The organism is Acinetobacter sp. WCHA29, assembly GCF_002165335.1.
Taxonomy (GTDB): Bacteria; Pseudomonadota; Gammaproteobacteria; order Pseudomonadales; family Moraxellaceae; genus Acinetobacter.
The window spans coordinates 16906-39024 of record NZ_NHRQ01000022.1 but is presented as its reverse complement, the minus strand read 5'-3'; the positions used below and the strand labels follow the sequence as shown (position 1 = coordinate 39024).

23 protein-coding genes and 1 pseudogene are annotated in these 22119 nt (G+C 39.2%); 12 read left to right on the top strand and 12 right to left on the bottom strand.

Features of this window, described 5'->3' with window-relative positions; translation table 11 throughout:
• Positions 1–8: 8 nt before the first annotated feature.
• Both CDG59_RS12550 and cysM read right to left on the bottom strand, forming a co-directional pair.
• A complete protein-coding gene (locus CDG59_RS12550; protein ID WP_087545602.1) occupies positions 9–830 on the bottom strand; it encodes a 3'-5' exonuclease in 822 nt (273 codons plus the stop codon).
• A gap of 89 nt (positions 831–919) precedes the next feature.
• Positions 920–1843, bottom strand: a complete 924-nt coding sequence (cysM, locus tag CDG59_RS12545) for a cysteine synthase CysM (RefSeq protein ID WP_087545601.1) — start codon at positions 1841–1843, stop codon at positions 920–922.
• Between the two features lie 149 nt (positions 1844–1992).
• Between cysM and CDG59_RS12540 the strand changes: the two genes are divergently transcribed.
• From CDG59_RS12540 to rsfS, 5 genes are all read left to right on the top strand, one after another.
• Positions 1993–4803, top strand: coding sequence for an ATP-binding protein (locus tag CDG59_RS12540; protein ID WP_087545599.1), 2811 nt, complete (start codon positions 1993–1995; stop codon positions 4801–4803).
• Between the two features lie 76 nt (positions 4804–4879).
• Positions 4880–5668, top strand: coding sequence for a crotonase/enoyl-CoA hydratase family protein (locus tag CDG59_RS12535; protein ID WP_087545598.1), 789 nt, complete (start codon positions 4880–4882; stop codon positions 5666–5668).
• Between the two features lie 18 nt (positions 5669–5686).
• Positions 5687–6553 (top strand): NAD(P)-dependent oxidoreductase, encoded by an 867-nt coding sequence (locus CDG59_RS12530; protein ID WP_087545596.1) that lies wholly within the window; start codon positions 5687–5689, stop codon positions 6551–6553.
• Positions 6554–6576: 23 nt separating this feature from the next.
• Complete coding sequence (locus CDG59_RS12525; RefSeq protein ID WP_087545595.1) at positions 6577–7371, top strand: hydroxypyruvate isomerase family protein; 795 nt, start codon at positions 6577–6579, stop codon at positions 7369–7371.
• A gap of 81 nt (positions 7372–7452) precedes the next feature.
• Complete coding sequence (gene rsfS / locus CDG59_RS12520) at positions 7453–7851, top strand: ribosome silencing factor (protein WP_004664160.1); 399 nt, start codon at positions 7453–7455, stop codon at positions 7849–7851.
• A gap of 40 nt (positions 7852–7891) precedes the next feature.
• On the opposite strand, the gene CDG59_RS12515 is transcribed toward rsfS, so the two are convergent.
• Entirely contained in the window at positions 7892–8506 is a 615-nt protein-coding gene (locus CDG59_RS12515) for a hypothetical protein (protein WP_087545593.1), read from the bottom strand.
• Positions 8507–8518: 12 nt separating this feature from the next.
• The gene (locus CDG59_RS12510) at positions 8519–9841 is read right to left on the bottom strand and encodes an ammonium transporter (protein WP_087545592.1); all 1323 of its coding nucleotides are present in this window, start codon (positions 9839–9841) and stop codon (positions 8519–8521) included.
• A gap of 261 nt (positions 9842–10102) precedes the next feature.
• Here CDG59_RS12510 and CDG59_RS12505 point away from each other — a divergent pair, with 261 nt between their 5' ends.
• Complete coding sequence (locus tag CDG59_RS12505) at positions 10103–10924, top strand: SDR family NAD(P)-dependent oxidoreductase (RefSeq protein ID WP_087545590.1); 822 nt, start codon at positions 10103–10105, stop codon at positions 10922–10924.
• A 60-nt stretch (positions 10925–10984) separates the two neighbouring features.
• Here the strand turns inward: CDG59_RS12505 and CDG59_RS12500 are convergent, their stop codons facing one another.
• From CDG59_RS12500 to soxR, 4 genes and pseudogenes are all read right to left on the bottom strand, one after another.
• Positions 10985–12439: an NAD(P)(+) transhydrogenase (Re/Si-specific) subunit beta gene (locus CDG59_RS12500; RefSeq protein ID WP_087545589.1), complete on the bottom strand. Its 1455-nt coding sequence runs from the start codon at positions 12437–12439 to the stop codon at positions 10985–10987.
• Positions 12440–12442: 3 nt separating this feature from the next.
• Positions 12443–12766, bottom strand: a complete 324-nt coding sequence (locus tag CDG59_RS12495; protein ID WP_004881735.1) for a proton-translocating transhydrogenase family protein — start codon at positions 12764–12766, stop codon at positions 12443–12445.
• Positions 12767–12777: 11 nt separating this feature from the next.
• Positions 12778–13905, bottom strand: coding sequence for a Re/Si-specific NAD(P)(+) transhydrogenase subunit alpha (locus tag CDG59_RS12490; RefSeq protein ID WP_087536582.1), 1128 nt, complete (start codon positions 13903–13905; stop codon positions 12778–12780).
• Between the two features lie 697 nt (positions 13906–14602).
• Positions 14603–15077 (bottom strand): annotated as a pseudogene (gene soxR, locus CDG59_RS12485) (redox-sensitive transcriptional activator SoxR).
• 71 nt (positions 15078–15148) lie between these two features.
• On the opposite strand from soxR, the gene CDG59_RS12480 reads away from it, so the two are divergent.
• Positions 15149–15568, top strand: a complete 420-nt coding sequence (locus CDG59_RS12480; protein ID WP_087545588.1) for a RidA family protein — start codon at positions 15149–15151, stop codon at positions 15566–15568.
• A 20-nt stretch (positions 15569–15588) separates the two neighbouring features.
• A complete protein-coding gene (locus CDG59_RS12475) occupies positions 15589–16788 on the top strand; it encodes an MFS transporter (RefSeq protein WP_087545586.1) in 1200 nt (399 codons plus the stop codon).
• Positions 16789–16927: 139 nt separating this feature from the next.
• On the opposite strand, the gene orn is transcribed toward CDG59_RS12475, so the two are convergent.
• Positions 16928–17482 (bottom strand): oligoribonuclease, encoded by a 555-nt coding sequence (gene orn, locus CDG59_RS12470; RefSeq protein WP_034601948.1) that lies wholly within the window; start codon positions 17480–17482, stop codon positions 16928–16930.
• A 124-nt stretch (positions 17483–17606) separates the two neighbouring features.
• Here orn and rsgA point away from each other — a divergent pair, with 124 nt between their 5' ends.
• The 4 genes from rsgA to secB all read left to right on the top strand — a co-directional run bounded on the left by rsgA (position 17607) and on the right by secB (position 19936).
• On the top strand, positions 17607–18665 hold the full coding sequence (rsgA, locus tag CDG59_RS12465; protein WP_087545585.1) for a ribosome small subunit-dependent GTPase A: 1059 nt from the start codon (positions 17607–17609) through the stop codon (positions 18663–18665).
• A 94-nt stretch (positions 18666–18759) separates the two neighbouring features.
• Positions 18760–19176, top strand: a complete 417-nt coding sequence (locus CDG59_RS12460) for a rhodanese-like domain-containing protein (RefSeq protein ID WP_087536578.1) — start codon at positions 18760–18762, stop codon at positions 19174–19176.
• An 11-nt stretch (positions 19177–19187) separates the two neighbouring features.
• Positions 19188–19448: a glutaredoxin 3 gene (gene grxC, locus CDG59_RS12455; protein ID WP_087545584.1), complete on the top strand. Its 261-nt coding sequence runs from the start codon at positions 19188–19190 to the stop codon at positions 19446–19448.
• Between the two features lie 29 nt (positions 19449–19477).
• The gene (secB, locus tag CDG59_RS12450) at positions 19478–19936 is read left to right on the top strand and encodes a protein-export chaperone SecB (RefSeq protein WP_087545582.1); all 459 of its coding nucleotides are present in this window, start codon (positions 19478–19480) and stop codon (positions 19934–19936) included.
• A gap of 60 nt (positions 19937–19996) precedes the next feature.
• Here the strand turns inward: secB and CDG59_RS12445 are convergent, their stop codons facing one another.
• The 3 genes from CDG59_RS12445 to CDG59_RS12435 all read right to left on the bottom strand — a co-directional run bounded on the left by CDG59_RS12445 (position 19997) and on the right by CDG59_RS12435 (position 22015).
• Positions 19997–20605 carry an alpha-ketoglutarate-dependent dioxygenase AlkB family protein gene (locus CDG59_RS12445; RefSeq protein WP_087545581.1) on the bottom strand — a complete coding sequence of 203 codons (609 nt, stop codon included), beginning with the start codon at positions 20603–20605 and terminating at the stop codon, positions 19997–19999.
• On the bottom strand, positions 20592–21434 hold the full coding sequence (locus CDG59_RS12440; protein WP_087545580.1) for a bifunctional transcriptional activator/DNA repair enzyme AdaA: 843 nt from the start codon (positions 21432–21434) through the stop codon (positions 20592–20594). The genes CDG59_RS12445 and CDG59_RS12440 overlap by 14 nt, the downstream gene beginning before the upstream one ends.
• Positions 21435–21637: 203 nt before the next feature.
• Positions 21638–22015 (bottom strand): cytochrome b562, encoded by a 378-nt coding sequence (locus CDG59_RS12435; protein ID WP_087545579.1) that lies wholly within the window; start codon positions 22013–22015, stop codon positions 21638–21640.
• Positions 22016–22119: the final 104 nt, after the last annotated feature.

Here is a 22119-nt window from a genome sequence, read left to right as displayed (position 1 = left end):
AGATCAACCTAATTTTTTGGCGCAAACGTATTTGCGGTAAATACAGTATATTGCGATGTTTGTTGCCATACCTGTAAGAATTCTGTTTGTTGCGTTTGAGTTTGTAAATAATCGATCGTGGTTTGAAGCCAATGCTGATGATCATGTTGATTAAGCTGCCCTTTGAGCAACAACCAACGTAAATAGATCAACCATGTATTTAAAACATCACCTTCACAATAACTGGTCAGTTTTAACCATTGTTCAGTACTCACATACTCTGGCACATAATAACCAGTCTCACCACGTTTCCCAGGGAATCCTAAAAGGCAAGCAACATCATCAAGTTTTTGAAAATTTCGACCATTAAACATTGCCATCACATCCATCAAATCGACATGACGATGGTGATAACGGTTTTGATAGTTATTGAAACGCTTTTGGTTATCAATTTCACCCTGATCGAATAAACTTGACGCAGACAAACCATGATACATGGCGCGGAATAAAATCACAGGCAGATCAAATTGCGAGCCATTCCAACTGATTAGTGTCGGTTGCTTCTTATCAAAAATAGATAAAAATTTAGTCAACATTTCAGCTTCTGTATTTTGCTCCTGACTAAATGAAAAAAGTCGAATCCCTTTTTCATCAATCCACAAACCTGAAATACACACAATTTCATGCAAAGGTAGGCGTTGAAAATCCATACCAGATTCTTGACGGCGAATCTTCGTTAATGCCTGTTCAACATCGGCTTCAGGTAAATCAAGATGATAAAGATGAGCACCCGCCTTTAAATCGGTGAGTGTCTCAATATCAAAAACTAAAATTGGAAAACGTAAATTCATCTTGAAATCTCTTCAAATCCCTCCCAACCCACCTTTTATAAAGGAAGGTGTTCTCCCTCTTTTTAACAGAGAGGGATTAGGGGGAGATTTTAATCTTGAACTGAAAACAGCCCTGTTGACAAATAACGATCACCTCGGTCACAGATAATGCAGACAATCACAGCATCTGGGTGTTCTTCAGCAATTTTAATTGATGCCCAAACTGCACCGCCTGAAGAAGTACCTGCACTAATACCTTCTGTGCGCGCCAACTTACGCATGGTTTTTTCTGCTTCGATTTGTGGAATATCAATAATTCGATCCACACGACGACGATCAAAAATAGTTGGAAGATATTCTTCCGGCCAACGACGAATCCCTGCAATGCTCGAACCATCAGAGGGTTGTAAGCCCACAATTTGAATATCAGGGTTCTGTTCTTTTAAATACTTAGAGACCCCCATAATGGTTCCTGTCGTCCCCATCGAACTCACAAAGTGAGTAATTTTTCCGCCCGTTTGCTTCCAGATCTCAGGTCCAGTTGTGAGGTAATGCGCCTCAACATTATCTGGGTTACCAAACTGGTTCAGCACAAACCCCTTGCCATCAGCCTGCATTTGTAAAGCTAAATCGCGTGCGCCTTCCATACCTTGCTGTTTAGTCATTTCGATTAACTCAGCACCATAAGCCGACATTGCATCTTTACGTTCTTGGCTCATGTTATTCGGCATGATCAGCTTCATTTTATAACCACGCATGGCTGCAACCATGGCTAAAGCAATGCCAGTGTTACCGCTAGTGGCTTCAATTAAAGTATCACCAGGTTGAATTTGTCCACGTTTCTCTGCTTGAACAATCATGTTATAAGCAGGGCGATCTTTGACTGAGCCAGCAGGATTATTACCTTCTAATTTCGCTAATACGGTAGCTTGAGTATGACTTGCTAAACGTTGCAAACGCACTAAAGGGCTTTTACCGACATAATAATCTAGTAAAAATTCATCTGCTAAAAAATCAGTTTGCGTATTCGTCATGATCGACACCGATATTAAGGTGGCGACTATTGTATGAAAAAATAAGAAATACTGCACCTTTTCACTATGCTTTTTATTGGCTAGCCCGTACCTCTGTTTGCCACAAAGCATGCTAAAATGTTGCACAGAATGATAAATCTGACCGCACTATGTCAAATTTCAATAAAATCCTGTCAAAACGCTTACGGCTCAATCATGCTTATGGACAATTGATTGCACTTATTTTAGTGCCGATCGCCGTACTGACAGGTGTTGGAATTTTATGGGTTTTATCTGAAACCACCAGTGCAGCCAAACAACAACAGCATTCCGATGCTTCAGCGATCTTAGCTCGTTATCATCAAACCGCAGAAAAATTACTGCAACTGGTACAACAACACCCCGATCAATATGATCGCGCTCAAAACATTATGCAAAAAATGTTTGATGAGAAAAACTTACAACGCGCTGTCATTATTGATAATCAAGGGCAAACCTATCTCAGTATTGGTTATCAAAATAATCGTTTTTGGCCAACTTTTCCAAATAACAGTAATTTTTTTGGTCCAATCGCACATAACCACAACAGCATCTATGGTGCAAAATTGGCTGGTGGTCATAACGAATCAATTTGGCTCATGATTGAATTAGACAATCAGCCACTTGAGTTAGCTCGTTATAAAATTCTATTAGCCTTGGTAGCGACAGGGCTGATTACCCTGATGATTTTACTATTTTGCCTGAATGTTTTTTCACGGCGCTGGCTGGCGCCACTCTATGAAATTCGCATGCAGATGCAACGCTTAAATGCAGATACACTTGATCAGCATATCGTGGTGAACAGTACAGGTGAGTTACGTTTACTCCAGCGTGATATTGCCAATGTAGTCAAACGTTTACATTTTAGCTTCTTGGAGTTGAAAGAGCATACTGAACAAACCGAAGAGGATTTACGTCGTACTTTAGATACACTCGAAGTCCAAAATATTACTTATCGTCAAGCACGTGACCAAGCGATTTCATCAAATCAATCTAAATCAGTCTTTTTAGCCAATATCAGTCATGAACTTAGAACGCCTCTCAACAGTATTGACGGTTTTATTCACCTCTTACTGCGTCAGCAGAACTTAAGTAATGAACAGAACCTGTATCTTCAAACTATTCGTAAATCTTCAGCTCACCTTTTAGCACTCATTAATGATGTCCTCGATTTTTCTAAAATTGATGCAGGTAAATTAGAGCTCGAAACAGCACCATTTGATTTGGAAGAAGCTATTTTTGATGTGATGGATATGCTTTCTCCGCTTGCAGCGCAAAAACATATCAATATGGCATTTTACTACGCTGAGAATATTCCACAGCATGTGGTTGGCGATGCCTTACGTTTTAAACAAATTCTGACCAACCTCATTTCCAATGCCATTAAGTTCACTCCAGACGGTGAAATCATTGTTCGTGTACGTATGGAAGATGATGATATTGGACAATGCCTATTACATTTCAGCGTTCAAGATAGTGGTATTGGTCTCAGTGGTACCGACCGTAAAAAATTATTTGAATCATTTTCTCAAGGTGATGCTTCCGTTACTCGTCAATTTGGAGGTACAGGATTAGGCTTAGCGATTTCCAAACAACTTGTTCATTTGATGCATGGTCAAATTGGCTTTGAAGACAACCAAGAACGTGCACCGACAGAAAAAGGTTCAACTTTTTGGTTTACGGCTTCATTTAAAGTAGATGAACAAGATGAATTTGTTGAGCATCCACATTTCGATCATTTAAAAGTAGTCTCTTACCTTGCCCATTCTGCCACAGCGAGTGTGCTTCGTTCATATTTAGAAAACTACCGTGTCTCACATATCGAAACACAATCAATTTTGGATTTATTTAGTCGTCTGAATCATTTAAATCAGCAAGAAAATACATGGCTCATCGTTGACCATAGTGGTGATACAGAAGCACTACTCAAAGAAATTCGTCAGCGTTACCAAGGAAATTTAGCCGTTTACGGTTATCAAATGAGCCTTGAGCCAAACATGCTGAATGAATATCGTGCGCGGCCGCTCTACCAACCGTTGAGTCGTCGTGAACTAGTTCAGTTATTGGGAAATCAACCTATCTTTGAGCCAGAACCAGAAAACTTTAATGGTCAAGGATTACATATACTTGCTGTGGACGATCATTTACCTAACTTGATTGTATTGGAAGCATTACTTGGTGAATTGAACGTCACCACTACAAAAGCGCTCAGTGGGCAGAAAGCGATTGATATCATTCAAGCACGTATACAACAAAAATTACCGCCATTTGACTTAGTCTTTATGGACATCCAAATGCCAGTGATGTCTGGAATTGATACAACACGAGCAATTCGTTCCTTAGAGTCAACTTTAGATATAGGCATGCAACTTCCGATTATTGCACTCACGGCACATGCTCTAGCAGACGAAAAGCAAAAATTACTCAAAGTGGGTATGAATGATTACGTAACCAAACCGATTCAAATGGAACAAATCATTCAAATCTTAACGCACTGGACGAAAAACAATTTCTCTTCCCAACCAGCAAATACGGAACAAAAACGTTCGATTGAAACGATTGATCCTCAAATTTTGAATTGGCAACAAAGTGTTCAATTAGCAGCGAACAAAGAAGATCTAGCACAAGATCTATTGAATATGTTGGTAGACAGTTTCGATACTGAACTTGCTGAAATGCAACAATTGATTGAAATGGAAGACTTCCCTCAACTGGAACATGTATTACACCGTCTATATGGTGCTACTCGATACGTAGGAACACCGAATTTACAACAGGTTTCGGGCGAGTTTGAACAATTCGTTTCAACCCTACGTAAAGAACGACGTAAAGCAGATGACGGCTTTATTCGGGAAACAAATTATCGCTTTAATGAATTAAACACAGCCATTGAACAGGTGCGACAAGCCGCAAATCTCATCTTACACGCTCATGACATTTAATGTGACTGCGGTGTCATGTTTCAGGTTAAAGACTCATGCTATGCTGCCCCAATCAAACACAATAAGAGTATGGTAAATGGCACTTTTACGCGTTGAAAAGAACAATGGGATTGCAACTGTTTCCTTAAATCGACCAGATAAACGCAATGCAATGAGTTTTGCATTATTAAAAGAATTGGTTGCAACAGCTAAAAAAATTGAGAAAGATCGTTCAATTCGTTGTGTCATCCTCACGGGTGAAGCACAGGTATTTAGTGCTGGTATCGACTTATCAGATCTAAATAATCCAAAAAATACAGCATTTGCTGCATGGGAACTGATCAAACCAGGACAAAGCTTATTTCAAAAAGCTTTTTTAATTTGGCAAAATTTGCCTATTCCTGTTATTGCAGCGATCGAAGGTTTTTGCTTTGGTGCGGGAATGCAGCTTGCACTCGCAGCGGATATTCGTATTGCGACTCCCACTACTAAAATGTCGATTATGGAAAGCCGTTGGGGCCTAGTACCCGACATGGGTTTAACCCGCTCATTAAAAGGATTGATCGGCGTTGATTTAGCCAAAGAATTAACGCTGACTGCGCGTATCTTTGATGCAGAATACGCTAAAGAAATTGGTCTAGTAACACATTTAGATCATGATCCATTAGCCAAAGCAAACGTGATCGCCCAAGAAATCTTACAGCGCTCGCCAGATGCAATTATGGCAGCGAAACGAGTATTGGATGCAATGGAACATCAACCTGAAAAGGCTTTACGTTTAGAAAAACTGTGGCAGCTTAAATTACTTTTAGGTAAAAACAGTAGCCTTGCACGTAAAAAAGATAAGAATCCAGAAATTCAATTCTTGCCGCGCCAATATAAATAAGCACGAGGATAAATTCACATGCATGCGAATCAACAAACACCTATCGCATTCTTAGGTATGGGTTTAATGGGTACACGTATGGCTTCTCGACTTGTTCAAGCTGGTTATACTGTAGCGGTATGGAATCGAAGCCAACATGCATGTGAAGCACTTATTCAACAAGGTGCAACTCAGTTAGAATTAGACAAGATTGCGCAATACCCTATTATTCTAATATGTTTAGCGGATGATCAAGCTGTTCAAAGCGTTTTCGATCAAATCCAGCCCTATTTGAAAGCAGAGCAAGTGATTGTTGATTTTTCTAGCTTGTCGGTAACCGCGACAAAACAATTGGCACAATCTGCCCAACAACAACAAGTGACTTGGATTGACTCGCCTGTTTCAGGTGGGACTATCGGGGCAGAACAAGGTACATTGGTCATTTTTGCTGGTGGCGATGAACACACCATCCAAGCACTCGAGCCTATTTATACAGTCTTATCACAACGTGTCACCCGTATGGGTGAAACCGGGACTGGACAAGCCACCAAAATTTGTAATCAATTAATTGTTGCAGCAAATAGCACGTTGATCGCAGAAGCTGTTGCATTAGCGAGCCAAGCAGGCGTAGATACCAGCTTACTTGCCCCTGCTCTCGCGGGCGGTTTTGCAGATTCTAAACCATTTCAAATTTTAGCTCCTCGTATGGCAACCCATACTTTCGAGCCTGTGCAATGGAAAGTGCAGACCTTATCTAAAGACCTTAATAATGCATTAAAACTTGCACATAGTTTTAACCTAAATATACCTGTTGCACAAAAAGCCCTACTACAGTTACAAGCTCACCAAGAAAACGGTTTTGCTGATAATGATTTAGCGACTATTATTCAATATATAGAGCAATAATAATTGATTGAAGGAGATTGAATATGAGCCATCTTGCAGTCAATTTGTCGATGATTTTTACGGAAGTCCCTTTGATTGAGCGTTTTGCTTTAGCCCATGCACATGGCTTCCAACATATCGAAATTCAGTTCCCATATGAATTAGAAATTTTTGATATACAAACTCAGCTTGAACAATACGATCTTTCTCTTTGCCTCATTAATGTGCCTGCTGGCGATTTAATGCAGGGCGGTAATGGCCTAGCAGGTATTCCTGGAAAAGAAATTGAATTCCATCATGCCCTTATGCTTGCAATTCGTTATGCAAAGGCTCTGAATGTTCCTCGAGTCAATATTTTAGCGGGTAAACAGCCTCAAGATGCTGACCTCTTACCCTGTTTAAATACCTTAGCAAGCAATTTGAAACTTGCTTGCCACATGCTCAGTGAACAAGGTATTGAACCCGTTTTTGAAATGATTAATGGCACAGATATGCCACGTTTTCTAGTTCAGAATATCGCTCAAGCCCAAGAAATGCTGGAAGTCGTCAAACATCCTGCTTTAAAAATGCAGTACGATTGTTACCATATGGCAATGATGGGTGAAGAGATTTTGGCTGGATTACAGGAAAATTTACATCAAATTGGACATATCCAATTTGCCGATTATCCAAATCGACATGAACCTGACACAGGAAATATTCCCTATAAGCAAATTTTTGACTGGTTACGTCAAAGTGACTATCAAGGTTATATTGGTGCAGAATACCGACCAAAAATTCAATCAGATCAATCTTTTGCATGGAAAGAAAAGTACTTTTCCAATGACGTGAATACATAAACTGTTACTGCTGAAATTTGAATTTTATAGAGAAAAACGGTATATTTGACGATGAGCAATTGTCAGGAAAATATACCCTCTATGAATTTAGAACCATCGCCCAGCGCTTCTAATTCTCACGACCTAAAAATCAAAACAGCAAACAAAGATGTGCATGCTTGTTTAAAAGTTGTACATGAAGCCCTTACTGATGTAAAAGCCAAAGATATTCTAGAACTTGATGTAAGTTCTATTAGCAATGTTGCCGATGCAATTGTAATTGCAAGCGGAACATCTACTCGTCACGTCAAAGCACTTGCTGACAATGTTGCTGATGAAGCACGTAAAGCAGGTTTTCGCCCGATTGGTGTTGAGGGTGAACGAGACGCTGAATGGATCCTAATTGATCTAGGGTTCGTTGTTGTACACGTTATGCTACCTACCGCCCGTAAGTTCTATGACTTAGAAAGTTTATGGCGTGCACCAGAATCAGTAGCGTAATGCTCAAAAAAGCGACCCAAATTGGTCGCTTTTTTTATATTCATAGTAACTGTTTTAAATCAATTTCAGGATATTGTTGCTTCACTGTATTCTTAATCTGCGCATAAAGCTGATCAGCTTTATTTGGTCCATAAAAATCACAATAAATGGCATAAAAAATTGTAATCAGTTCAGCATAGAGTGTTTGAGGTATTTGCTTAAGACAATTTTTTTCTGAACCATCAATAAATCGATAAGCAGCCAATAAGCGATGCTTTTTCATTTTTATCCCCAATTCATCTACGAACTCTAAATAATCATTCCGATGAACTGACTCTAAAATTGTGATTATAAAATCATAAAAAGCTTGAAATAGATCTACAGGCTGCTCTTCTTCCGCAATCACCACCTCTAGATCCTCTTTAACCTCAAGATGTTGCTGCTTTTCAACAATCGATATTTCATGCAAGATCTGACGCAACATGTCTTTGCGGAGCAACTGCAACCCATGTGTTGTACAAATTTCACTTAAAAAACGGTTTAATACAAAAGAAGGCTGATGACCATATTCACTTTCCCAATAGTGTAAAACACGTTGCAACACGGTATCTGGCAAAAATTGGGATAATCCTTTTGTGACTGCCTGCTTCTTTTGTTCAATTGTCAGTTCCACCATAGCAATCACCCCTTAATGCAGATGAGTGATGTTTTCAGTCTCAAAAGTCACATCTCTTTGAAACTCAGGATAAGATAACTCCGCATGTTCAGTGTAGTCCAAACCACGTTGTTCATGTTGTTGTGAAACTCGCAAACCACCCAAGAGCTTATCGAGTAATTTAAACATAATAAAAGATGCACCAAATCCCCAAATCAATGCAGACCCCACACCTAAGGCCTGAACAAGAATAATATCTAAATTAAATAGTGCTTTTTCAAAGAAAATACCTGCGGCTAATGTCCCCCATGCACCACAAACACCATGAACAGTGACAGCATCCACCACATCATCTAATTGCATCTTTTCTATAAATTGTGGAACAAAGGTAATTAAAAATCCAGCGATTGCCCCTGTGATAATGGCAAACGGCGGTGACATTGTGGCACATCCTGCCGTAATTGCGACTAGGCCCGCTAATGAAGCATTAATCGTATGACGCATCAAGACTGCTTTTGATTGAAGCAGTGCAAGAATCATATAAGTTGAAGCTGCCGCACACGCAGCAAGATGTGTATTCAATGCAATACGCCCAATACTAACACTGGCTGCAACGGTTGAAGCGGCATTAAAACCAAACCAAGCAAACCACAAAATAAAGCCTCCTAATGCAACGAGAGGTAAGTTATGCCCTGCTAAAAAATGGCTTTGCCCTTTGCGACCAAATCGACCTAAACGTGGTCCTAACACGATAATGCCTGCCAGTGCCACCCAACCACCAATTGAATGCACGACTGTTGAACCTGCAAAATCAATGAAACCCAGAGCTTTTAACCAACCATCTCCACCAAACAATCCTCCCCAAGCCCAACTTCCAAATATCGGATAAATCACACCACTGACAAAGATGGCACTCACCACGTAGGCCACAAAATGTATTCGCTCTGCCATCGCACCACTTGCAATGGTGGTTGCTGTTGCTGCAAACATCATTTGGAAAAATAATAAATTCCAATGCCAGTCATCTAGTTGGTCTGGCATGAAATGGCTGAGGCCAATCCATCCTGTCTGGTTTAAACCAAACATCAAACCAAAACCAAATAGCCAGAAAATGATGCCGCCTATACAGGTGTCCATATAATTTTTCATAAGAACATTAACGGTATTCTTACTACGAACAGATCCACTTTCAATTAAAGCAAATCCTGCTTGCATAAAGAAAACTAAAATTCCACCAACAACCACCCACACGCTATCCAAGGAAAGGCGAATTTCTTGAATATTAGGTGCAGTTTCGGCAAAAGTAGCGGAAGAGAAAAATAACAGAAATGGCAAAATCAATACGACATTTTTCATATAATTCCCCTAAAAAGAACAAGAAATTAAATGCAAAGAGAATGCCAAAACAGACTTCATTTATTCAAAAAATTTATTGGTTTATATTTATCTATCATAAAAAAGCGATTTAACATTCTTATTGATGATTAAAGTTTTTTACTCAAAGTACAAAGATGAGCTATTGGTAATTTTAAAAATTGACATGACAAATTGTCAAATTTAACGCACTATAACACCACCTTAGAACTCGGTTAATAAAAAGTATCACAGGAGTAACACATGAAGGTCTTGATTACAGGTGCAAATACAGGAATTGGCTTTGCTACAGCGGAGCAATTGGTCAAACAAGGACAGCATGTCATTCTTGCCTGCCGCAATCCTCAAAAAGCACAAGTTGCACAAGAAAAATTACGTAAACTTGATCAAGCACAAGTAGACTTAGTTTCACTTGATTTAAATAGTCTTGAACAAACCCGAAAAGCGGCAGATCAAATCGCTAATCAATATGGCAATCTAGATGTTTTAATCAACAATGCTGGCCTTTTTGCCAAAACCAAGCAACTCACTGCTGATGGATTTGAACAACAATTTGGGGTGAATTATCTCGGTCACTTTCTTTTGACGCAAAAACTACTCCCAGTATTAGAAAAAGCACCTAAAGCCCGAATCGTACATCTTGCTTCGATTGCACATTGGGCAGGTTCAATCAAACCTAATAAGTTCCGTGCAGAAGGTTTTTACAATCCGCTGTTTTATTATGGTCAATCTAAATTAGCGAATCTTTTATTCAGCAATGCACTGGCTGAACAAATGGCAAACAGCACAATTACCAATAATGCTTTACATCCAGGCGGTGTTGCATCAGATATCTATAGAGAACTCCCTAAACCAGTATATGAAGTCATGAAAATTGGTTTAGTACCCACCTCGGTTCCTGCAAAGTTAATTACAGATATGGCTATTGCAGATCATTGGGCAAATCGTAATGGTGAATATGTCAGTGCACATATGCCAGATTGGAAATCACCACATGCTAAAAACCAACAGCTTGCGCGCGACCTTTATACTCAATCTATGGATCTTGTAGAAAAATATCTTTAATTAAATCGAAAATAAAAAAGCCACCCAAAGGTGGCTTTTACAGTCCTGATTGAGGTCAGATTAGTGACCACCACCATTGATTGCTTTCGTCATATCTTCAACAACTTTCTTCGCATCGCCGAAGATCATCATTGTTTTTTCGTTATAGAACAAGTCATTGTCTAAGCCAGCATAACCTGTTGCCATAGAACGTTTGATCACCATGATGGTACGTGCTTTATGCGCTTCAAGAATCGGCATACCATAGATTGGTGAGCTTGGATCATCTTTTGCCGCTGGGTTAACAACGTCATTCGCACCAATCACAAGTACTACGTCTGTTGCAGGGAAGTCTGAGTTGATCTCATCCATCTCTAAGATGTCTTCATACGCAACATCAGCTTCAGCAAGTAATACGTTCATGTGACCAGGCATACGACCAGCAACTGGGTGAATCGCAAAACGTACTGTTACGCCTTGTTCTTTTAAGATTTCACATAATTCTTTAACTGCATTCTGTGCACGACCTTGTGCCATACCATAACCAGGTACAATCACAACGCTGTCAGCATTTGACATCAAGAAACCTGCGTCATCTGCTGAACCAGAACGATAGTTACGTTGAACTTGTTCGCCTTTGTCCGCTGTAGCAACTGCTGCACCACCCATCGCACCACCAAACAAGACGTTGATGATTGAACGGTTCATCGCCTTACACATGATGTAAGAAAGAATTGCACCAGAAGAACCTACAAGTGAGCCCGCAACGATCAACATATTGTTTTCAAGTGTGAAACCAATACCTGCTGCAGCCCAACCAGAGAATGAGTTCAAAAGTGATACCACAACTGGCATATCACCACCACCGACTGGCGCAATCCACACCCAGCCAAATGCAAGTGCAAGTGCTGTCATTGCCCAGAATGCAGTCATATTACCCGTAGTGAAGAAGTAGAAACCACATGCAAGCATCGCAATAAAGATGATTGCTTGAACTGGTTTAACCCATGCACCAGAAATTGTTTTTGCCCATTTTTTCGCAGCTAATTTACCGTAAGCAAATACAGACGCAGTAAATGTAATCGCACCAACGAAACAACCAACAAACAATTCAAATAAATGAACTGGACTCATATGTGCGTGCTGAACACCAGCAGCAGTTAAAGCAGCTTCATTTTGTTCAAATAATACATTGAGTTGGTTGTTGTGTAGAATCGCAGCAATCGCAATTAATACCGCAGCCAAACCGACGAGAGAGTGCATCAATGCAACCGTCTCAGGCATTTGCGTCATTGGAACTGTTCTCGCACGTGCGATACCAACAACAGCACCCAACACCATTGCACCGCCAATCATCCAAACTACTGGATGCTCAGCAACAAAGAAGGTTGTGACTACAGCAATCGCCATTGCGATCATACCGTAGCGGTTACCTGCAATTGCAGTCTTAGGGCCAGACAAGCCACGTAAAGTTAAGATAAAGAGGACAGCACCAATCAGGTAGAACCAATCCGCATAGTCTCGAATAAATTCCATTGCTTAGCCCTCTTTTTTCTTTTGCTTCGGCTTGAACATTTCAAGCATACGAGCAGTTACAGCAAAGCCACCAAAAATGTTGATACTTGCCAAGAACACAGCAACAGCACCTAAGATGCTTACAACATTTACACTTTGGAATGCTACATTGGCATCAACACCAATTGCAGGCATACCTACAGTCTGGATCATTGCCCCAACGATAATGATTGAAGACAATGCGTTCGTTACCGCCATAAGTGGTGTATGTAACGCAGGTGTTACTCCCCAAACTACGTAGTAACCTACGAAGATGGCAAGGACGAAAATTGTAATCGTTTCAACCATGAGAACTCTCCTTAACCGCGCTTGAGCAGTACTTGACCGCCATGAGTCACGAGTAACGCTTTTTGGATTTCATCTTCTTGATTGATCGCAAAGTTTTTGTCTTTGTCGAATAATGTTTCAAGGAAGTTGAAAACGTTACGTGCATACAATGCAGATGCTTCAGTTGCAACTGTGCCTGGAATGTTTGGAATACCCAAAATTTTCACACCATTTTCAGTAACAACAGTTTCGCCTTCTTTAGAACCTTCAACATTACCACCCGTTTCAACTGCCATATCTAAAATGACAGAACCCGGTTTCATCTTGGCAACAGTTTCAGCCTTGATCAGGCGCGGAGCATTACGACCCGGAATCAATGCAGTCGTGATTACGATGTCAGCATTTGATACAGCTTTATCTACAATCGCAGCTTGATCTTTGATGTATTGCTCACCCGGCTGCCAACCATAACCGCTTTTCGCAGCTTCAGCAGCACGTTGTTTTTCTTCGTCTGACATTGGTACGTCTAACCATTTACCACCTAAAGACTCAACTTGTTCTTTAGCCGTTGGACGTAAGTCAGTTGCTTCTACAACCGCACCTAAACGTTTTGCAGTCGCAATCGCTTGAAGACCAGCAACACCAACACCCATGATCACAACACGCGCAGGTTTTACGGTACCCGCAGCAGTCATTAACATTGGGAACATACGTTGATATTCAGCCGCAGCTAACAATACAGATTTATAACCCGCTAAGTTTGCTTGAGAAGAAAGTACATCCATATTTTGTGCACGTGAAAGCGTACGAGGAAGTAACTCTAAAGCAAAAGCAGACACTTGCTGAGTAGCAAACTGGTCTAATTCTGGATTGCGGTAAGGGTCAAACATAGCTATTACAGTTGTATTTGCCGCAAGTTTTTGAATTTCGTCACCTTTAGGGGCACGTACCTTCAAAATAATTTGGCTGCCTGTATAAGCATCGTCCGTAATAGTTGCGCCAACTTGTTCATAAGCACTGTCAATATAGGCTGCTTTAACACCAGCGCCACGTTGAATGACAATGCTATGACCTGCGTTAATCAACTTCTTAACTGTTTCTGGTGTTGCCGCTACACGACTTTCACCTGCAACAGTTTCGGTTGGGATTCCGATCTGCATGAGCGTTCCTCAAGCTAGTTTTTCTTAAGTAAACATCGCGAGTAGCAATGTTTCCCCCAGGAGTATTCTTTGTTGAATTTTGGATTCTAATGGAACTTTTTTAAAATTCCACCCAATATTTATTTAATAAATACCTATATTTTGAACTGATGATTCAGATTAATGTTTACAACTTATATAATCAGCATGTTTGCCTACTTATAAGTAAAAAAACTTTATCTTTATATACCATATAAGTAAATCTGATTATTTAAACAAACTCACCAGCTCACTATCTTTTTCAGTCATCAACAACAGATAAAAAAGTAAGGTATAAATAATAAATCAGGGCTTTGTTGCATCAATGACTTATAATCAATACAAATTACTTATCTGGTTTAGATATTGAACGTATTGTGATTTATAAATCATCCGAATCTGCATCATAATCATGCAATTAATCGGTGGGATTGGCTTCTTAGAACATTTATAGCGTTTTTAGAGCGACTTCGATCAAATTTTTACAGATAAAATCATCGATTAGTAAAGACTAAGCAAATCATTCAAAATGATTCAAAGATGCGAATAGAGATCAATCAAGATAATTATCAAAAATAAATGTAAAAATTTTAAATGGCATTTTTTCAAGTGATATTTGTATGATTTTGTCTAGTAAAACCTCAAAAAACGCACAAAATTAGTGCAATAAAATCATCTTTTAAAATTCTGACTCATTTTTTTGATTCATTAAAAATAAAATTTCTTGAAAATGTGCACCTATTGCCCCCTCTCCCAGACAATCTTCAGGATTTCGCAAAAGATATTGCTCCAAAGACAAACAACCACAACCGATACATTGATCCAATTGTTGGCCTAACTGCAACAACATCATGATTTGCTGATCCAATTGCCCTTGCCACGCTTGTGACATAATTTGCCAATCTTTTTCGTAGCCACTTGTTGCTTTGGTAAGATACTCAGCGTTTGTTTTATTTGTTTTAAACTGATCCCAACCTGTTGAGCTGCTTTTATAATTGCAATTCACCTAAGCATCGCACGCTGATCCCCCTCCGTTCTAGTACCCCAAATCAGAATTTTTTTTCTTCATAAAAACGAATCGTTGGAACACTTACGCCGCTACGTTTTGCAAGTTCTCCGATGCTAAGCCATGTTTCTGGGGAATATTGTTTCAAAATTTCCTTGATCTCTAGTTAACTTGAACTTTGATACTAGCAGGTATCATATTTTATAAAGATGTACCGTAATGAATAAAATAAATACTCAAGCCTTTCAAATAATTAATCCTGAAGCGCCCTATCATCCTAAAAGCAATGGATATAGTCATATTGCTGTTGTGAAACCGAATATGCGAATTATTCATCTCGCGGGGCAAGGTGGCGAAAATAAAAATGGTGAACTTTCACCTTTTTTTGACCAACAGGTACAACAAGTCTTTTATAATATTCAACAGGCTTTAGCCTCAATTCAAGCAACACTTTCAGATATTGCCGTGTTACGTGTTCTGATTGTTGATCATGACACTCAAAAACATCAGCTGGCGATTAAAACAATAGTGGATCTTTGGAAAACTTATGAATTCCCTGTTTGTACACTTATTCCAGTCACAGGCTTGGCATTACCAGAAATGCAAATTGAAATCGAAGCGACTGCGTATACTGCCTAAGAACCAGAGAAGAGAATATTATGTCAAACACCCAAAATATGAGTCAAAATAAAGCCTTACTCTGGTTTATGGCAGCAGCATGTGGTTTATGTGCAGGTGCAAACTATTATAGTCAACCCTTAATTCACTCCATTCAGCAATTTTTTGCAGTGACAGAGGGGCAAGCAGCTCTGACTGTAACTTTTGCTCAGGTTTCTTACGCGCTCGGCTTGCTCTTTATTGTTCCAATGGGCGATGTCGTTAATAAGACCAAATTTATTCCGCTCTTAATGGCATTATGTGCGGTAGGCCTATTTATTTGTGCTTTCTCTGTGAATCTACCAATGCTTTGGATTGGCACAATTCTAGTTGGACTATTTTCTGTCGCTGCTCAAGTGTTAATTCCACTCGCAACCATGACTGTTGAACCAGAAAAAACAGGTGAAGTGGTTGGCTTTCTCATGAGTGGTTTATTGGTTGGTATTTTACTTTCCACAAGTCTTGCAGGGCTGTTTTCAAATTTGTTTCATTGGAAAGTCATTTATGTCGTGAGTGGTATTTTAATATTGATTTTGGCTTATGCACTCAAAAGTCGACTTCCATATGTTATGCGAATCAAAATGGATTACAGACAAATTTTTGTCTCTATGGCTGAATTATTAAAACAAGAAAAACGTTTGCTATTACGTGCATTGACAGGTGCTTTTGCATTTGCGGCAGTCAGTATTTTGTACTCAACGATTGCTTTATTGCTCACAGCAGCACATCATCTTCCTGACCTTGTGATTGGAATGGTTAGCCTTGTCGGTATTTTCGGCGCATTATCAACTCAATATATAGGTCGTTACGCTGACCAAGGTTATACCAAACAATTAACTTGGATCGGTTGTGGCTTGTTCATCCTCAGTTGGATTTGTTTCTATTTTGGACAAACTTTTCTATTCAGCTACATTCTTGGATTTGCCGTTATCCAATTGGCTTTAGCGCTTGTCCATACTAGTAATCAAAGTATTATTTTCCGTTTAAGACCTGATGCAAAATCTCGAATTAATGCCATCTATATGACGGCATATTTTACAGGCGGTGCTTGTGGCTCTGCACTTGGGATTTTTTCATGGAATCATGGTGGTTGGACAATGACGTGCATCGCTGGAATAAGTCTTGTTTTTGCCTGTATACTTTTTAGTTTATTGGATAATTACTTAATTTATAAAAATGAAAATACTGCACATAATTGCTAGGCTTCAAACTAAAATCACTTATCAATCAATGTATACATCAAAAATTCACCCCAAAATAATCAGTTTAATGCTCATTATTTTGGGGTTACCATTTTATTAGCCAATATCTCAGCTAACTACTTTTGAGAATCAATCACTTTTAATGATTCATAATAAAAAAGTATTCACGGTAATATTTTAATTCAGCAATCGAATCACGAATATCGTCCATCGCCAAATGTGAGGCATTTTTCTTTAAACCACTCATAATTTCAGGTCTCCAGCGTTTCGCTAACTCTTTGACAGAAGACACATCTAAATTACGATAATGGAAAAATTGTTCCAACTCTGGCATTAAACGATGTAAGAAACGGCGATCTTGGCAAATCGAATTACCACACATCGGTGAAGATTTTGGATTGACCCATTTCTTTAAGAACTCAAGTGTTTGCTGCTCTACATCTTGTGCATTCAACTTGCTGCGACGTACGCGTTCGATCAAACCAGATTGACCATGTTGCTTGGTATTCCACTCATCCATTGCATTCAAAATGAGATCTGATTGATGGACAGCTAAAACAGGTCCTTCAGCTAAAATATTAAGGTTGTCATCTGTAATAATTGTTGCAATTTCAATAATCTTGTCGTTATCAGTATCAAGACCTGTCATTTCAAGGTCAATCCAAATTAATCGTGTATCTGGGGTGCTGCTCATAAATAGCGATTCTAAAGGGCTTAAAAACATCAATAGTAGCAAATTAATTACATCTTGGCTGTAATTCTATAGTGGCTTCATGCTATTTTTGCGGTCTTCAAAGTGTGGATTTTTTGGGACATGAATGGCTTTAATTCGTAAGCGTCGTTTAACTGAACAACAACAGCGTCGTATTGAGAAACAACACAAATCCCGTCAAGACGACATTGATACATCGCAAGATTTAGATGGGCTGGTTGTTCAGCATTATGGTCGTCAACTCGAAGTGCAAGCCTTATCGGTTCCAGAACAGCATCCTGAAAAACCACAAATTGCCGAAGGTGAACCAGAACCATTCTGGAAACCAATCGAGTTAGACAGTATCTGGCGCTGTCATACTCGTACTAATTTAGAACTCTTGGTTACAGGTGATCGAGTCAAGTGGCAAGCAGATCCGAATACGGGCTTAGGTATTATTACTGCGATTTATCCAAGACAATCATTGCTCACGCGACCAGATCGTTATCATAAAGTTAAACCGGTTGCGGCAAATATTAGTCTGATTGTGATTGTATTTGCACCATTGCCAGAACCTGCACCAACATTGATTGATCGTTATTTGGTTGCCTGTGCTGATGCAAATATTCCTGCATTATTGGTACTCAACAAATCAGACTTACTCACTGAAAATGATCCTATTCTAAATTTACTCAGTGAATATGAAGCATTGGGTTATGAAACCATGATCTGCCAATCACAAGGTGATTTGACTGAACTTGCTCAACGCTTGGACAAGGAAACTGTGGCTTTTGTAGGGCAATCAGGTGTGGGTAAAAGCTCATTGATCAATACCATCGTCCCAAATGCAGCACAGAAAACCAATGTGATTTCCGAAAATTCAGCACTTGGTCAGCACACCACCACCTCAACGCGTTTGATTAAATTTGGAACAAACGGTGCGCTCATTGATTCTCCTGGAATTCGCGAATTTGGGCTATGGCATCTCAGTTTAGAAAAGGTACGTACAGGTTTTCCCGACATCGAAGCCCATTTAGGGCTGTGTCAGTTCCGTAACTGCACCCATACACATGAGAAAAATTGTGCCCTAAAACAAGCGGTTGATGCAGGCGAAATTTTGCCGCGTCGTTTAGACAGTTACCTACGCCTCATTGATGAGATTCAAGAAGCGCAGCAAAAAAGTTAGTTTTCTTCAAGTTTTGCCCTTGAACTAACATTTTTGATCACCATAGAGATAAGTTATACTCAGGGTCAATTTTGATTTTAACTTTAGGTGACTTGTGGAACGCTGGTTAGAGTTTATGGGGAATCACCCCTTCTTGTTTGGTGCGCTCGGCGTGTTAATTGTGTTGTTCTTTATCTTAGAAGGACAACGCAATGGCCGTAAAATTTCACCACAATCACTCGGTATTTTGGTCAAGGCAAAAAATGCCATGTTGATCGACTTACGTGATGCGAAAGATTTCCGTGATGGTCACATCAGCGGTAGCCGTAACATTCCATATAGCCAAATCACAAGTCATGTAGATGAATTAAAAGCAAGTGATCGTCCATTGGTATTTATATGTAACTTAGGTCAAGTTGCGGGTACAGCATTACAAAAAGTTGCGCATGCAGATAGCTATCGTCTAGATGGTGGTATCAGCAACTGGAAAGCTCAAGGCTTACCCTTAGTTAAAAGTAAAACCAAAGCTTAAGGAGCAATAAGATGACAACTCCAAACGTCACAATTTATTCAACGCTGTCTTGCCCATACTGTGTACGTGCAAAACAATTACTTGAGCGTAAAGGCGTTGCTTATAAAGAAATTAATCTTTCCAACGAAGCCCCTGAAGTTCGTATTGAGTTAATGCAACGTACCAATCATCGTACTGTGCCTCAAATTTTTATTAAAGATCAATTTATCGGTGGTTTTGATCAACTTTATGCCTTAGAGCGTGAAGGTAAACTCGACCAATTATTAGCTTAACAACACACTCCAAGATTTAAGGAAAAACCATGAGCGAAGAACAAGTTCAACCACAACTCGCGTTAGAACGTATTTATACAAAAGACATTTCTTTTGAGGTTCCTGGTGCGCAAGTATTTACTAAACAATGGCAGCCAGAACTCAATATCAATTTATCTTCTACAGCAGAAAAAATTGATCCAACACACTATGAAGTGTCTTTAAAAGTTGTGGTTCAAGCAAATAATGAAAATGAAACTGCGTTCATCGTTGATGTAACTCAATCAGGTATTTTCCTTATTGATGGTGTAGAAGAAGATCGCCTTCCTTACATTTTAGGTGCATACTGCCCAAATATTCTATTCCCATTCTTACGTGAGTCTGTAAATGACTTAGTTACTAAGGGTAGCTTCCCACAATTGTTACTTACACCAATTAACTTTGATGCTGAGTTCGAAGCAAACATGCAACGTTTACAAGCGGATGCTGATGCACAAGGTCAAGCATAATTACGCTGATCATAGTATTAAAAAAGGACTGATTTTCAGTCCTTTTTTATTGTCAAATAATCAATCAACAATTGTTCTGAAAGTCAAACTAACTCTAGGTGTGGTCACTTTCTTAGTTGGTGGTAAACGATGTAGCCAGTAGCTTTGTGTTGTATCTTTCATCACCAATAAACTGCCATGCTCTAAGTACAACTCGATTTTTTCCTTGCTATGTTTATGTTTAAATGCAAATTTTCTTTCTGCCCCAAAACTGAGTGAAGCGATTGCACCATCTCTTTTAAGATCTGTTTCATCATCACTATGCCAAGCCATGCCTTCTTCACCTGTGTGATAAAGATTGAGTAGGCATGAGTTAAATAATTCACCTGTTAAGCTTTCGACAAGTACCTTTAATTCAAGTAATTCTTTTGTCCAAGGCAACGCATATTTATTGATATTTGAATAAGTATATTCAAATGCCTGATCACCATACCAAGCCACTTTTCTTTTGGTAATGATTTTTCGCCCAAAAATGATTGCTTGATCATTTTCCCATGCAATGTTTTGCAGCAATTTATCAAGATAATCATCGGCAGACAAATGGGGAACGACTTTACCGTAGTACTGTACCGTACCATCATAAGGCAGCCAGTTATATTCTGAGTCAGCTTCAATATCAAATAGTTGCATGACTATGAATACCCTCCCAAGCAATTATTGCCGTTTTTCTCACTTGCCCCCATTCATATCCGCCGAATGCACCTGTCGATTGAATCACACGATGGCATGGAATCAGAAAAGCAATCGGATTACTACCAATTGCAGTACCCACCGCACGTGCGGCTTTAGGATGATCAATCGATTTTGCAAGCTCTCCATAAGTCGTGAGTTGACCCATTGGAATTTTGAGTAAAGATTGCCAAACCTTCAACTGAAACGCAGTCCCTTTTAAATGTAATTTAATTTTGGCCAATTGATTGTGATCTGTCTGAAATAGGGCTAGAGCACTTTGTTGAAGTGAATCTGATTGAGCAATAAACATTGCTTTAGGAAATTGTTCTTTTAAATGCTGTAAAGCTTCTGTTGGGTTTTTTACAAATGTTAAAGCACAAATCCCCTTGGATGTTGAAGCAACTAAAACCTCACCGAATAATGTGTCTGCAAATTGATAAGAAATTGTTAAAGCTTCACCACCATTTTTATATTCAGCAGGCGTCATTCCTTCAATCTGAAGGAAAAGATCATGTAATCGACTGGTACTCGATAAACCTGTGGCAAAAGTCGCATCAAAGATACTGCCCTGTTGCTGCTTCAGAATCTGTTTTGCATATTCAATACTGGTATATTGTAAAAACTTCTTAGGGCTCGTCCCTACCCATTCCGTAAATAGACGCTGAAAATGTGCTGAGCTCAAATGAATATGAGCTGCCACCTCATCAAGTTGTGGCTGCTGCTGAAAATTTTGTTGAATATAAGCAATTGCTTGAGCAACTTTTTGATAATGTTGTTGTGAGGACATAGACCACCTCTCATCATTCACATTTTCACTGTATCAATTTTAAAATGCAGTGAAAATCTGAATCATGCTAAGTTTAAGTTTTTGTTTATCCTTCTCTCTGTACAAATAAAAAACTGTGCTCATTCAAGCACAGCTTTTAAAAGATAGAACATAAAATACTTTAGCTGATTACAAGGGATGACTCACCAATCATCTCGATGAGATTAGTGTGTATAGTATTTATGTCCCTGATCACGTAACTCGGCAATTTTTTTGCCCTGTTTTTTTGCTTCATCTAATTTACCTGCTTGAACAAGTACTTTAGCCTTATCAATCTCAACAATAATTTGATCAAATAAAGCTGTTGAGGTCGGTACTTTGTCCGTTGTATTTACCGCTAATTTATATTGTTTTGAATGCGTTGCTGCATTACGCATATTATTTAAAGCAGTTGTTGCTGCTTGTGGATTTTTAGCTTGGTTAAACGCTTTATAGTTTTTACCTAAAGCTTCCATATCATCATGTAAACCCGCAGCCATAACGGTGCTGCTAAGAGCAAGAGAAGAAAACATAATCACGGTGGCTAAAGTTTTTTTAATCATCAAGATATCCTATCGAAAACTGTGGCTGTAGATGGCTGATCAGAAGCAAAACTTATTGAACTCTGATTTGGCCGCATATATTGCGGCGCTGTTTTAGCATACAT

Coding starts and splice junctions, on each gene's coding strand:
- CDG59_RS12515 (WP_087545593.1), bottom strand. CDS start 8,506: ATGGTGGAACTGACAATTGAACAAAAGAAGCAGGCAGTCACAAAAGGA.
- CDG59_RS12435 (WP_087545579.1), bottom strand. CDS start 22,015: ATGATTAAAAAAACTTTAGCCACCGTGATTATGTTTTCTTCTCTTGCT.
- CDG59_RS12505 (WP_087545590.1), top strand. CDS start 10,103: ATGAAGGTCTTGATTACAGGTGCAAATACAGGAATTGGCTTTGCTACA.
- CDG59_RS12445 (WP_087545581.1), bottom strand. CDS start 20,605: ATGCAACTATTTGATATTGAAGCTGACTCAGAATATAACTGGCTGCCT.
- CDG59_RS12480 (WP_087545588.1), top strand. CDS start 15,149: ATGAATAAAATAAATACTCAAGCCTTTCAAATAATTAATCCTGAAGCG.
- CDG59_RS12475 (WP_087545586.1), top strand. CDS start 15,589: ATGTCAAACACCCAAAATATGAGTCAAAATAAAGCCTTACTCTGGTTT.
- CDG59_RS12500 (WP_087545589.1), bottom strand. CDS start 12,439: ATGGAATTTATTCGAGACTATGCGGATTGGTTCTACCTGATTGGTGCT.
- CDG59_RS12490 (WP_087536582.1), bottom strand. CDS start 13,905: ATGCAGATCGGAATCCCAACCGAAACTGTTGCAGGTGAAAGTCGTGTA.
- CDG59_RS12510 (WP_087545592.1), bottom strand. CDS start 9,841: ATGAAAAATGTCGTATTGATTTTGCCATTTCTGTTATTTTTCTCTTCC.
- cysM (WP_087545601.1), bottom strand. CDS start 1,843: ATGACGAATACGCAAACTGATTTTTTAGCAGATGAATTTTTACTAGAT.
- CDG59_RS12495 (WP_004881735.1), bottom strand. CDS start 12,766: ATGGTTGAAACGATTACAATTTTCGTCCTTGCCATCTTCGTAGGTTAC.
- secB (WP_087545582.1), top strand. CDS start 19,478: ATGAGCGAAGAACAAGTTCAACCACAACTCGCGTTAGAACGTATTTAT.
- orn (WP_034601948.1), bottom strand. CDS start 17,482: ATGAGCAGCACCCCAGATACACGATTAATTTGGATTGACCTTGAAATG.
- rsgA (WP_087545585.1), top strand. CDS start 17,607: ATGGCTTTAATTCGTAAGCGTCGTTTAACTGAACAACAACAGCGTCGT.
- rsfS (WP_004664160.1), top strand. CDS start 7,453: ATGAATTTAGAACCATCGCCCAGCGCTTCTAATTCTCACGACCTAAAA.
- CDG59_RS12535 (WP_087545598.1), top strand. CDS start 4,880: ATGGCACTTTTACGCGTTGAAAAGAACAATGGGATTGCAACTGTTTCC.
- CDG59_RS12525 (WP_087545595.1), top strand. CDS start 6,577: ATGAGCCATCTTGCAGTCAATTTGTCGATGATTTTTACGGAAGTCCCT.
- CDG59_RS12530 (WP_087545596.1), top strand. CDS start 5,687: ATGCATGCGAATCAACAAACACCTATCGCATTCTTAGGTATGGGTTTA.
- grxC (WP_087545584.1), top strand. CDS start 19,188: ATGACAACTCCAAACGTCACAATTTATTCAACGCTGTCTTGCCCATAC.
- CDG59_RS12550 (WP_087545602.1), bottom strand. CDS start 830: ATGAATTTACGTTTTCCAATTTTAGTTTTTGATATTGAGACACTCACC.
- CDG59_RS12440 (WP_087545580.1), bottom strand. CDS start 21,434: ATGTCCTCACAACAACATTATCAAAAAGTTGCTCAAGCAATTGCTTAT.
- CDG59_RS12540 (WP_087545599.1), top strand. CDS start 1,993: ATGTCAAATTTCAATAAAATCCTGTCAAAACGCTTACGGCTCAATCAT.